This is a genomic window from Lentzea pudingi (assembly GCF_014646255.1).
GTDB lineage: Bacteria > Actinomycetota > Actinomycetes > Mycobacteriales > Pseudonocardiaceae > Lentzea > Lentzea pudingi.
Genome location: NZ_BMNC01000028.1, coordinates 1 through 12814, shown reverse-complemented (window position 1 = coordinate 12814; position 12814 = coordinate 1). Strand labels below are relative to the sequence as shown.

Below are 12814 nucleotides of genomic sequence, written 5' to 3'. Positions count from 1 at the left end.
GCCTCCGCAGGTGGGTTGGTACTTGCTTATGAGCGTGGCCACCAACCTGAGCGGGCCGGACTGGGTGGTGCAGCGGCAGGCTATCGATGTCAGGTCGCAACGCGCGGCGCACACCGGTTGGCTGTCTGCGCTCGGCAGCTGACTCCTGCGGTCACGGCGGCGTTCGGCCGGCTCGTGATCGACAAAGGTCGTCAGCAATCGAGTGCCGACCAACGACCGAGCGCTGTTGCTCACTCCGACGCGGTTCGGAGAGGGAGGACCAGGTCGTCATCGAGCCGAACCGGCCAGTCGGGGTGCACTACCCATCTCCGGCGCTGATTTCAGACACGTTCGGGCTCACGACATTGCGACGAATCGCGGTGCTCACATCCGACATGGCTTGGGTTATGCCACGCGATCGAGATTGCTGCGAGATCGGCCGACTGTGGCGCTATCTGAGGCTGCGGTGACATGCCACTTCACCGCGTTGTGCGGTGCTGGTCGAGGTCCACGGCGATCGGGGTGGTGGGCGCTGACGTCGTCGAGGTGCTGCGACTATGACCGCCGTGCTCGGCGGGGCGTCGCCCCTCGATCACTGGTCGTGCCCACTGTTGTTGCCCTCATGACCCAGATCCCCGGCGTCGAAGAGACAGTGCGGCGGACAGCCGCGGGTGAAGCTGTTGCTGGACAACATGGCCCTCGGCGACGGGGAGGAACTCGTCGTGCACACGACGACGTTTGCTGCTCCCCGCACGTAGGCCTGCTGCGTTAGCGAACGTAGCAGGGTCAGCAAAGCCGAGTGGAAACCTGAGGCTGAGGTGCCAAGTCTCCTTATATTCCTAGGCCTTCTTCTCCGTGGTCATCAACGCGGCCGCTTGGGTGACGACGGCCCCGTGAAAACTCGTAGGTGCTCACGGGGTGGTCTGTTCTCAGAAAAGCACTCTTTCCGCAGAAAAGCCTGGCGGGAACAGGGCAATTCGGCCTGTTGGAATCCTGCGGCGGACTCGCGCAGCCTCTACTCACGACGTCGGCGCTTCGCGGTCGGAAGTGTGTAACACGAATCTTGCTTATAAGAAGATCGGCGGTTGGGGAGCGCGAGGCTTGCTCCTCGCAAGGGCAGTTGAGCTGCTCCGGAGGTTCGCTTTCCGGGCACCAATCAGCGCAACTGACGATGGAACCAATCGAGCAGCGAAAACCGGCTGCTTCGTGTGACCATGAGCGATCCGCGCGATGCGATTCCAGTACCATCGCGGAACTGTGTTGCAGCTAAGTGCAAAACAGAATCCTGTCTGCCAGATGACACAGAATCAAGCATGCGCCGAACGCTAGTCATCGATGGGCGCTCCTCTGGAGTGGACTTGAGCAGCGACATCAAGATCGCACTCAGTGGTCCCGCATTGTGCGGCGGTGGTACCCAGCCGGAGGCGATCCTCTGCATGACAGCCATGGTGTCGTCATCGCTGCCGAAAGGTGGATCGCCACTTACTGCAGCGTAGAGCGTTGCCCCTAACGCGAATACATCCGCCGGGCTGTCTGGACGCGCACCGTGAACTGCTTCCGGAGACAGGTATGCAGGAGTGCCCGCGATCAGACCGGCTGCGGTGACGGTGACATCGCCCGCTGCGCGAGAGATGCCGAAGTCAGTCAGCTTGATCTCGCCGTTGTGCCCTATCAAGACGTTTGAAGGCTTGACGTCTCTGTGTACGATTCCCGCGCGGTGTGCAGCTGCCAGTGCTGAGGCCAGCCGCGAACCAATGAGCGCGACCTCCTGGTACGGCAGCGAGCCCCGCTCGACAAGAACGGTCGCAAGGCTCCGGCTCGGCAAGTACTCCAAGACTAGCCAGGGGAGCCCTTCTTCCTCGACAACGTCGTAGACTGTGACGGCGTTCGGGTGTCGGAGACGAGCGGCAATTCGCCCTTCGCGCAACGTGCGTTGTACGGCTTCATCTCGCTTGTACGTGACGCCGGTCGAACCGAGTTTGATTTGCTTTATGGCCACATCTCGCAGCAGCCGCACGTCGTGTGCGCGCCAAACGACACCCATCGAGCCCTGACTAATCCACTGCGCAAGCCTGTAACGGCCGACGATGAGCCGCCCCTCTTCGGTCACTGCTGCTCTCTCACATCATCTGACGCTGTTCCACACGCCTGGAATGCCGCCGTTCGACACCCCGTCAATCCGAAATCCCTCTAGTGTTGGCGTCTCTCGTGCTCGGCGACCTGAACCATCGAGATTGACGCCATCCCTTGAAAGAGAAACATCGATCTTTCGTTCGTGCAAGCAAGGTCCGCAGTTCGACTCCGACGGTCACGTACAATGTCCCCAGATTTCGCGCTTGGCGAATTATGTGGACTGCGCCCCCCGGCTGCTCAGCTCCTAGTGCGAGCACGAAGAGTCTTATTGCTTGTGCACGCCACGCTGGAAGTAGTGATGCTTTGAGCTGAGGCGCGTACAGCATGCCGACAAGATGCGCCAGCTCCTAGCGGTCACCAGCTATCGGCCTGGAAGAGACGCTGAGGCAACTCGGGGGCGTGTGAACAATTATCCGATCGACGACGTTCGACCGGTGAAGATCTCCGGTCGAACGTTGGTGCTCCACGTAGCAAGTCGGACCTGATCTCTGGCGCGTCACACATCTGGTCGGAGTGCCCGGGAAGGGATCAGCTCAAGCTTGTATCTCGGCTGGCGGCCTGCTTCGCCATTCAGCGGTCCAGTCTGTGCCGCATTCGTTGCTCGACGTACTCCCAGTGATCTGGTCCACGGCTCGCTCCTGCTGGAATACAGGACCATGCCGAGACACACCTGCCCCTGCAGGCGGTTATAGCAATCTCGGTTACTGTAGTGGCCATCTTGGCAAGGTAGTAAGCGCTTCACGTGCTAGCGAACAGCCGCGGTGGTCTTATTTTCCTTGCTGCTTTATGTCATCCCATTTGGAATGTCTTTGGTGCTTCGCCCTCACGGCGTGCGCCCGCCGACCTGGGGGCAGAGTCGACGGGCGCGCACATGATGGCAATGAGACTGGCCCGCTTTTGCGGGTAACGCGGACGCCTCGTGCCGTTTGAGACGGTATAGATCGGGAGGCTGGGGCGCTAGTCGTTCGACGACTCGATTAGAAGAGTCTCGAAAGATCCACAAAGGGCGGTTTGCCGCGCTGCCGTTCGTCAGCAGAACTGCGACTTGCTCGACGATCAGCAGCGCAGAACGTCCGACTCGGACTGACTGACCCAGAAGGCTCTCACCTGAACGCGACTTGCGGTTCAGAGATGGGCTTAAGCGGACTGGAGTGCAGCCTGTCGCCACGATGTGCCTTGAGCGTAGTTGGTATACCAGCAGCGAGCGAATTGGTGCAACTTCTAGCCGCAGCCTGTTCACGCGGGCGAGTACGCCGTCGCTACGCCTAGTACCCACCGGTCAGCGTGCGCGCCGCATTTTTCCTTGAGCCGCCTCCGACATCGCCTGCCCTTCCAGGAGGTCCGCGATGGCCGCCCACGCCTCCGAGTTCGTGCGCGCAAGAAGGGAAACGGTGTCAATCAAATAAGGTGGCACCGCCGCCACGACTCGCTCTCGCTGCTCTGCAATGGTGAGATCGGGCTCAAGCAGGCGCAGCAGTGTCTTACCCACTTCAGTGAACCGAAGTGACGGATCGCGCCGCAGGCTCGACATCACCACGGAACGATCCGCAACAGGTACCGTGCGAAGCCGACCCGCTGGGCGACTCGTGACCGAACGGCGCGTGGCTGGCGGAACTTCTTCTTTGGTGGCCCCGGCCACGGTTTCAGACCGTCGTGGCAGAACAGGATCGAGTCCTGACATCACGCGTTTACGCACATCGTGGGCTGTCGACAGTGATATCCCGGCGGTCTTCGCGATCTGGCGCAACGGCGCACTCGGATCTGTGGTGATCAGCTCGCCAGCCAGCCGACGGCCTGCCGACACGTCCATCGGTCTTATTCGACCGTCCTTGCCGATGCGGGCGACCGTCGTTGTAGTCATCGCACCAGTGCGCTGCCGAATCGAACGGATTGTGCCTGGGGCCAATCCAGTGACCGACGCGATCATTCGATCAGCCCAATCCGGATGCGAATCGATGATCAGGCTCGCGGCATGAGTGCGGTCCGAGAGCGACAACGGCAACCCGTGCGTGACGTTCGCTTGCACGGACAACACGAAAGCGTCGCGGTCGTCGCCGTCATACATGAGTGCTGTGATGACACTCTGGCCCCTCAGCGCTGCTGCACGTAGCCTGTGTATCCCATCGATCACGCGCATTGTCGACTGATGCACTACGATCGGCGGCAGGATCGCCTCCGATTTTGCCAACAGTCGGACGTGCTCCTCAACTTCTCCGTTGAGCCGCGGAGACGCCGATACAGCAAGAGTGGCGATCTCCACCTGTTCTACCGTGCAGCCCTTGAGCTGGCCGACCAGCCAGCCTTGTCCGCCGCCTTTTCCGAAGTCCGATTCACGTTCCATCGCACATCCTGTAAACCCTATGTCCCCCGAGAGCAAGCCTGCCGAGGCACGCTGATTAACCCCACACTGAGCGTCAGCTTGGCAGCACTCACTGCCATGTCAGTGCCGCGTCGCTGCCGCGCTGATGCCGCGTGCTCGATCCTCGAACGGCTGAGATCGCTGGACGGGTGGTTTCAGTTGCCAGCATGGATGTGCAGTCGGCGGTTCGCAGCTCAGTCTCCTGCTCAACTGCCACTTGCGGTAGCTCTCGGCGCTCTCACTTGCGGCCTCGAGGTTCGGCGGACAGCCTGGTAGTCGAGGCGTTGGAGCGCTGGTGCTTTGGGGTTTTCGCAAACATGCCCTGCGTGAAATGGCCGTGAACGGTGCGGGGCTGTAGGTATCCGACGAGTTGCTGCCGCGCGGCGCTCAGCTCGGGAGAGTTGCTGGGGCCTTCTTCTTCATTGCTGGGTGGAAGTGGAGGGAATCGAAACAAGTGCGCTCTCTTGCTTCTTGAAGACGTTTCTTCTCGGATGACGACCGTGAAAGGTCGAAGACACGCGTTTCTGCTGCCTCGTCCCTGGAGCTGAGAAAAGTTCATGGCAAAGCTGCGTCACGTCCGCCACGTGTTCCAGTGCAGCCAACCCCTGCGAATCGCTGATCTCGTCCGGTCGGCACTTGTGCCCGAAAATTTCACCTAGACGGTCGAACGCGAGATCCTGGACATCTCGTCATGTCTGTTTCTGGACTAGTTGGATGAGGGTGAAAATTTCGTCTGCGGTTTGTGTGCTCGTGGTCGGGCAGGGAGAACTCCTTCGTGGGGGCGCTGAGGCTTCTTGTCCGGCGTCATTTAACACTCGGCCACCCGTAAGATCAACAGGCTCGCGGGTCGGTGTTCGACTGACTTTTTTCCTGGTTGAACGTCACGTTTCGGCGATAGGTGTTCGGGCCGCTTCGGCGCGGCGATGCGCTGACTGACGCAGTGGATTGTTGTCCTAGTTGACTAGGGTAATGGGACGATTAATGGACTTTGTGTCTGCCGGGCGGGCGGAATCTCCGGGAGAGTTGCTGATCGAGTTGCCGGACCATTTTGTCGTTATACGGATAAATCTTGACGTGGCGATGCTGGAGTACACGACCGCAGCATGGTGCGGGGCCTTGGGCACGAGCCCTGGCTGAGATCGGGCCGGCCAGGGGCGACGCCGCTGACTGAACGCGACTGTTTCGGTCGAGAACACGAGTCATCCGGCTGGTCGCCGAGAAGAGTCTCGCTGACGCAGGGAGTGCGCGTCTCGACCGGCACCTGGGCCAGCCCGAGCTGTGATCACTTCGCGGCCGAGGGGGAGACTGCGGCCTGATCAGGATGGGTGGTGCGTTTCGCTGTCCCTGAGACCGTGGCCCGTGTGTGGGGCTACTTTGGCTGCTTATGCCAACGCCCAGCAAGTGCTGCGGCACGGTGCTATCTGGTAGGGCTGCGGCCGCACAACCTCGAGTGGCTGACGGCACTCAACTTCGGCGAGGAGACGGACGGCGGGCTGTCCGGGGTGCACCTCGGCCGGGGTCAGCCACATGTGACTTCCTCTGCGCAGCTGGAGCGTGGAGCATCTGGTTTGCTGGCGTTCACGTCCTCACTGCAGGATGATCCTTTCGGCTCTCGCCGCGATCCTCGGTATCGCGTGGTCCTTTGCCATAGGGCCGTCCATGGCGCGACTCCCCGTCGTTGCGAGCGGCTCTGGAGGCTTCCGTCGCGGGACAACCGCTCTCGGTCCGCTTCGAGGCCGAGGGCGGGTGCCCACCGAGTCGTGTATGCCGCACGCGGGGTCCGATTACTGCGCCCGAACTACCGCAACCGCACCCGGCCGAACACCTGCTCAAACCCGTGCGCCAGCTGATCAAGTCGATGAACGACACGCTCAAAGGCCAGCTCGACCTCGAGTTGCACGGCGGCCGCACCATCGACGGTGTCACCGCGCGCATCGCTCCACGCGTCCTCGCACTGACCGCCGCCATCTGGCACAACCGCGCCACCGGCCAGCCGCTCACCCGATCGCTGATCGCCTACGACCACTGATCAGTTAGGACTTACTCATCTAGATGACGTCGCGGGTGCAGGTGGCGAGCTCGGCTGGGTCGGCTTGGTGTGGGTGAGGCTGATGACGCCGAGGACGGTCCTAGCGGTGCTTTCCCTGCGCTGCGGGTGACGTAGCGCTCGATGAGAGACGCTTGTGCCGCAACGCGAAACGCGACGTCCTCAGGGATGGCTAAAACCTGAATGGCGCGTCGTTCGTGGCGGCCTTCCCCGTCCACTGTTGTGTGTGCGGGGCTCGTACCAGGGTAGGGCGTAGAGCAGGTGCTGGTTCCTTTCAGCGGCAGCACGTAGCCGACGCCATGGGACGTTTGATCTCGCTGAACTTGGTTTCACCAGAACCTGGGCCAGCATCAGCGGGTCGGGCGTGGGAGAACGCCAGGAGCAACTGCCCGGCCCCGGATTCGTCGAGACCGCGAGTGCCGCACATGGTCTTGCCGTCCATCGCCGATCACAACAGGCCTTTCCGGTGGTGGCAGTCAGCCGCGTTGGACCTGGATCCCGGCCGTGATTGCGGCTTCTACCGCGTCGCCGTTTACTCGTTGCAGCTCCCGGCGCATCTTCGCCTCGTCCGGCGCGGGGCTGGCGAACCCCGAGCAGCGTAAGCACTGCAGCGAAGCGTCCGCCGCTCATTCCCTGATCGCGGTGAACGACCGTGTACCCGCGGCCACCGCTGCTGCGGCTAGCAACAAGATCGACACCAAAGAATCCAGCACTGCGGCCACACTCCTAGTATGTGCTGAATCGCGTCTCCGCCCCTTTCCGATCTTCGTGATCTGCCAGTTGCTCGGCGTTCCCTACAGCGGCCCGCATGTCTTCGGCCACCAGGACATCTCCAGAACGTCGGCAGCCTCGGTGATCCACGCCCCGTCACGCGGGAGGCGTTCCTCGTCGTCGTAGGCCGAGGTCCACGTGTGTGCGCGGATGCGGCCGAGGCATTTGATCGCGTTGTCGGGCAGGTTGAACCCAACTGAATAGCCCAGTTTCCTTCCGTGCAGCCATTCCGCGAACTCGTAAGTGCCGCTGGCGGAGTCGGCGCGGACGAGTACTTTGCGACCGGCACGTCTGCCCTTGGTGGTGATCTCCCAGCGCCGGCACCACCGCGAACTGTTCGGCCAACCCACGATTCTGGCTGCAATCACTGTGGCGCCAAGGCTGTTGCGGTTCGGGGACTGCGTCAACGATGCTGCCGAGATTGCCACAGGTGAGCGAATCTAGATCGACACAGCAATGTCCCGCCGGGCGGGCGGGGCGTTGGACTGGCGCGATGCCCCGTTCTGAGTGACGTTCAGTTGGTCTGGGTGCTGGTGCGGCGGCGTTGGGTTGTGGGCAGCCGGAACGACGTCTTTGCTGGTGTCGACGATCGAAGCCCAGCCGTGGCTGAAGTCAACACCGCGCACCTCGTGAAGGTCCCAAGATCGAGGAAACAGACCCCGTCAACAGCGGGTTCGCATGAGCCCAGACCTTAATTGTGACCTGTGCTGATGGGGTGCAACGAGTTCGAAGTATCTGCGGCTAGCTTCACGACACGGCGTACATCATCCACTGAGGACGGACGTAGCGTGGCAGGTACGGCTCCGAGACGGGAAGTTGCTGACATTCGGCCCCATGTAGTAACCGTCGTGGTCGGGGGCGGGCGATCACGCGCAGTGAGGCGAGGTCGACCTTCGCGTAGATCGTTGTGATGAGGGAGTCTCAATGGCGCAAGACTTGGCCGATCTCCTCGGGGGAGGCGTCGACGCTGAGCATGGAGGTGGCCGCGCTGTGCCGATGCTCAAGCGCCATGCCCAGGCGGGTCCGGCGGGCGGCTCTGGCCTCCGCGTTAGCGCGTGTTGCGGAACGTGAGGCCGTGAGGAACTTTCGCGCAGACGAACACGTGTTGAGCATCGATCTCGGGCCGCCAGCTGGTCAGATAGGACACGATCGCCTGCCCGGCATCGCAGGGCAGCGGAACCGGTCACAGCGCGAGCTCCTGCACGTGATGATCAGTTCACCGCGGCGCCAGTCGATGTCCTCCAGCCGCAATGCGGCGACTTTCGCCGATGCACAGTCCCAGCCGCCACATTATGGTCACGATCGCGAGGTCGCGTTGCACTATCTCGGTTTCCGGGTCGAACGAGGCCAACAGCATCCATACCTGATCTTCGCGTAACGCCGTCGACAAACCCGGCCAGTTTCACCGAGCCACGCTCGGCATCGCGCTCGCAAGCCCGACCGGCTGGCTCTGGTGACGTGCAGTATCAATAGCGACCGCGGCGCGCCAGCGACCGGGGGAGCTCAGCGCGCCTGCTCGACCACAAACGCGGTGACCTCCCTGGCGGTCAACTGTTCCAGTCCATGCTGCCCGTCGCGCATCCGCACTCCACGAATGGCCGGACCGTGCACACTTAGCTTGATCGACTGCAGCGAGGCCCCGCTCCGTCACCTAGTACTCGGAATACCGAGTCAGCAGCACATCGGCGGCGGTCACCACCGGTGCGGGCGGATTGGCCAACGGCACTCTGATCGACCTCAGATACTCCAGCAGCGCCGCCCATGATCCGGCGTTCCAGTCCGAGAACCGCCCCGCTGAACCCTGGGCCGCGCTGAACGCGGCTGCGGTTGCCAGGCCGAACTCGGCGGAGTCGATTGCTGCTGTCTGCATCCACCGGCTCAGGTGAATCATGCGACGTTGATGTGTCCGCACGACAGTCGGCGCTTAACTGTTGTGCCCCAACTATTCGGTGAATCCCGCCGCGTACGGCGTCCGCGGCCCATAGATCTCCCACCGTGACGCTGATCCGGCTGACCCGCTGATCGACCTCGCCTGGAACCGTTTAAGAGTGCGCTCGTGCACCTACTGACAGAGGATCGGGCCGTGCCGGCGCCTGATCGGATACGGCTTCGCCGTTGCGTCCGAAGACTTCAGCGGTGAGAGCTGCCGCGCACGACGAGCTGGGCGTTGAGTGTGATGGTTCGAGGTGCCCGAGCGTCTCCGCCGATTCTCGCCAGCAGCAACTGGGCGGCCATTGTGCCGATCTGGTACGCGGGCTGGGAGATCACTGTCAGCGGCGGGTCGACAAGAGTTGCCCACGGCGAGTCGTCGAACGCCACCAAACCCACATCGCGGCCTGCGCGCAGGCCCAACTCGCTCATCGCCTCGAGGGTACCTGTCGCCATGGTGCTGTTCGCCACCAGCAACCCGTCCGGTGGCTCCGCGATGCCGAACAGGTCCGCCGCAGACCGTTTTGCGCCGACGGTCCTGAACTCGGCACGTCGAACGAGGTCCGCGGCGGAACGGCGTTTAGCCGCGCGCAGCGCGTCCCGGTAGCCGGCCAAGCGGTCGTCGGCAGTGTGAACGCCGACCGGGCCGGTGAGGCAGCCAATGCGTTGATAGCCCTGAGCGGCGAGGTGAGTGGTGGCCACGTTCGCTGCCACTCGGCTGTCCACCAACACCGTGTCGCACTCCAGGCCGGGCAGCGGCCGGTCCACCGCTACGACAGGTGTTCCGTTGTCCCACAGCGGTTCGAGCGCACCTGCGGCCGAGGTCGGCGACACGATGACACCTGCCACCTGCTCTTGGAGCAGGACGTCGACGTAGCGGCGCTCCTTGGCGGTGCTCTCGTCGGAGTTGCACAGCACGACGGAGTAGCCCGCGCTCTGTGCGGTGTCCTCGACACCGCGAGCGATCGCGGTGAAGAACGGGTTCTCCACATCCGAGATGATCAGCGCGAGCACGGCTGTCGTCTGCCGGCGCAGGCTCCGCGCCACTCCGTTTGGCCGGTAGCCCAACGCATGCGCCGCCGATCGCACCCTCGCCGCGAGGTCGGGATCCACCGTCGGGTTTCCGCTCAAGGCGCGGGACACCGTGGCGGTGGACACCCCGGCGCGTCCCGCCACTTCGCGCATGGTCGCCACTACATAGCCTCGCTCTCATGCTGTGCTCGACGAGGTCTCTTGACACCCCGTCAACGACAAGAATAACTTGCGGGAAAACGATTTCTCAACTGAGGCGACCAAGGTGTTCCGGCGTTTGCCTCAGCCAGGAGGGCCCGTGGCACGGATAGGCGTGATCAGCATCTCGGATGGGCGCGACTACGTGCATCAGGGTATCGCTGAGCACATCAAGGTGAACGAGGACCGGCTTGTCCGCAGTCTCAGCGTGGCGGGCCACGACGTGGTGGCTGGCAGCAGGCAGGTCAGCGACAACGGCTTGGCCGTCTCGGTCTCCAGGGAGGTCGCCGCAGCCGGGGTCGACCTGACCATCCTGCACTACGCGGTCTGGGCGTTCCCACACTTCACGATGCTCGCCGCGGCCGCGACTCCCAGCCCGCTGGTGCTGGTGTCCACGATCGACCCGGTTCAGCCGGGGTTGGTCGGCATGCTCGCGGCGGGTGGTGCGCTCGACCAGATCGGACGGGGTGCACGACCGGCTGTGGGGCGACACCGACGACCCCGGCCTGATCAGCGCGATCGGAGTGCGCGCGACCGCGGCGTCAGCCGTGGCGGCGTTGCGCGGCTCGACCTTCGGCAGGGTTGGTGGCCGGCCGATGGGGATGAACACCGCGGTGGCCAATACTGACCAGTGGCAGCGCATGTTCGGGGTCGATGTCGAGGAGATCGACCAGTGGGAGATCGTGCGTCGCTCGGCGACAGTGGATGCGGCCGAGGTGACCGCCGGAAGGGAGTGGCTGGCGGCTGGCCACGGTGCACTACGACGGGGTGAAACTCACGCCGGAGCTGTTGGAGCGGCAGCTGCGCTCCTACCTGGCTGTGAGGGAGCTGATCGACGAGTGGCGGCTGGACTTCACGGGGATCAAGGGTCAGCCGGAGTTGACCACGCACTTCGTCACCATGGATGTCACCGAGGCGTTGCTCAACGACCCGTACGACTGGCGTGGACCCAAGGAACCGCATGTGTGCGCCACCGAAGCGGACATGGACGGCGCCCTGACGATGCAGTTGCTCAAGCACGTGGCCCGGACTCCTGTGCTGTTCGCGGACGTCCGGCACCACCACGCCGCTCGGGACGTGTGGGACCTGTGCAACTCGGGGCAGCACGCCACCTGGTACGCGGCCCGCAGCGACGATCCCGCGGAGAACCTCGCGAAGGTGCACCTTTACCCGGAGGTGTTCTTCTTCCCAGCAGGGGGCGGTTTGGTGCACCACCTCGGCGCGCCCGGTGAGATGACCCTCGCGCGGCTCACCCGCGAGGACGGTGACTACCGGCTTCAGCTCATGCTCGGCGAGTTCGAAACTTACGACGACGAGACCAACGAAGCCCTGATGAGGCAGTCGACGCGAGAGTGGCCGCACGCGTTCGCTCGCCTGGACGCCGAGGCTGACGACTTTCTGTCGCGATTTGGCGCGAACCACATCCACGCCGTGCCGGGTGACCGCCGCGCTGAGCTGCGTGCGGTGTGTCGGTTGCTGGGTGTGAGGCTTGACGAGTTCACCCAGGGCTGATCGCGTGGGCTTGCTGCTTGGCGTCGACATCGGCACGTCGGCGTCGAAGGGTGCCCTGGTCGATCCGGACAGCTGTGTGCTGGCCAGGGCTAGTCGGGCGCACGGGTTTCGACGCCGCAACCTGGCTGGGTGGAGCACGACCCGGAAACCGTGTGGTGGCGGGATTTCACGGGTATCACCAGCGAGCTGGTCAAGGCGGCGGTTGGTCGGGAGCTCGCTGCGCTGGGGGTGAGCGGCATCGGTCCCTGCCTGTTATCTGCCGACGCTGATGGAAAACCGTTGCGTGACGCGATCCTTTACGGCGTCGACACTCGCGCGTTGGTCGAGATCGATGAGCTGGAGGCGGAGTTGGGCGGCGATCAGGTGCTCGCGCGTTGCGGCTCGCCGCTGACCAGTCAGGCCGTCGGCCCGAAGCTTCGCTGGCTCGCGCGCCACGAGCCAGCGGTGAGCCGTGCCACCCGGATGATGCTGATGGCCAGTTCGTTCCTGGTGCACCGGCTCACCGGGCGGTACGTGCTCGACCACCACCCGGCCAGCCAGTGCGTGCCGCTCTACGATCTCGCGGCGGCCGGCTGGGCCCACGACTGGCGGAGCTGGTCGCGCCCGGCCTGGCGCTGCCCGAGCTCCGGTGGCCCACCGAGATCGCTGGACATGCGACGGCCGCCGCGGCGGCACTGACCGGGCTGCCCGAGGGGCTGCCGGTGACCACGGGCACCGTCGATGCCTGGGCCGAGGCGACGAGCGTCGGCGTGAGCGCGCCTGGCGACGTCATGGTCATGTATGGCACGACGATGTTCCTGGTCCAGGTACTGGCCGAACCGCGATCCCATCCGGGCCTGTGGGACACACGCGGG

The 12814-nt window shown here is 63.7% G+C and carries 7 protein-coding genes and 2 pseudogenes; 4 read left to right on the top strand and 5 right to left on the bottom strand.

Annotated elements, in window-relative coordinates:
• Nucleotides 1-1135: 1135 nt before the first annotated feature.
• Together IEY88_RS42160 and IEY88_RS42155 are read right to left on the bottom strand one after the other, a co-directional pair.
• Entirely contained in the window at nt 1136-2089 is a 954-nt protein-coding gene (locus IEY88_RS42160) for a serine/threonine-protein kinase (RefSeq protein WP_189160513.1), read from the bottom strand.
• Nucleotides 2090-3391: 1302 nt separating this feature from the next.
• A complete protein-coding gene (locus IEY88_RS42155) occupies nt 3392-4453 on the bottom strand; it encodes a ParB/RepB/Spo0J family partition protein (RefSeq protein ID WP_189160512.1) in 1062 nt (353 codons plus the stop codon).
• A gap of 1793 nt (nt 4454-6246) precedes the next feature.
• Between IEY88_RS42155 and IEY88_RS42150 the strand changes: the two are divergent.
• Nucleotides 6247-6500, top strand: a pseudogene (locus IEY88_RS42150) (IS982 family transposase); the annotation flags it as partial.
• 812 nt (nt 6501-7312) lie between these two features.
• Here IEY88_RS42150 and IEY88_RS42145 read toward each other — a convergent pair.
• The 3 genes from IEY88_RS42145 to IEY88_RS42135 all read right to left on the bottom strand — a co-directional run bounded on the left by IEY88_RS42145 (nt 7313) and on the right by IEY88_RS42135 (nt 10412).
• The gene (locus tag IEY88_RS42145) at nt 7313-7639 is read right to left on the bottom strand and encodes a transposase (protein WP_189160511.1); all 327 of its coding nucleotides are present in this window, start codon (nt 7637-7639) and stop codon (nt 7313-7315) included.
• 1301 nt (nt 7640-8940) lie between these two features.
• Nucleotides 8941-9180 carry a hypothetical protein gene (locus tag IEY88_RS42140; protein WP_189160510.1) on the bottom strand — a complete coding sequence of 80 codons (240 nt, stop codon included), beginning with the start codon at nt 9178-9180 and terminating at the stop codon, nt 8941-8943.
• Nucleotides 9181-9419: 239 nt separating this feature from the next.
• A complete protein-coding gene (locus IEY88_RS42135) occupies nt 9420-10412 on the bottom strand; it encodes a LacI family DNA-binding transcriptional regulator (protein WP_189160509.1) in 993 nt (330 codons plus the stop codon).
• Between the two features lie 151 nt (nt 10413-10563).
• On the opposite strand from IEY88_RS42135, the gene IEY88_RS44750 reads away from it, so the two are divergent.
• From IEY88_RS44750 to IEY88_RS42125, 3 genes and pseudogenes are all read left to right on the top strand, one after another.
• Complete coding sequence (locus IEY88_RS44750) at nt 10564-11076, top strand: hypothetical protein (protein ID WP_229694278.1); 513 nt, start codon at nt 10564-10566, stop codon at nt 11074-11076.
• A gap of 140 nt (nt 11077-11216) precedes the next feature.
• Nucleotides 11217-11960, top strand: coding sequence for an L-fucose/L-arabinose isomerase family protein (locus IEY88_RS44745; protein ID WP_229694277.1), 744 nt, complete (start codon nt 11217-11219; stop codon nt 11958-11960).
• Nucleotides 11961-11964: 4 nt separating this feature from the next.
• Nucleotides 11965-12814: pseudogene (locus tag IEY88_RS42125) on the top strand (FGGY family carbohydrate kinase); the annotation flags it as partial.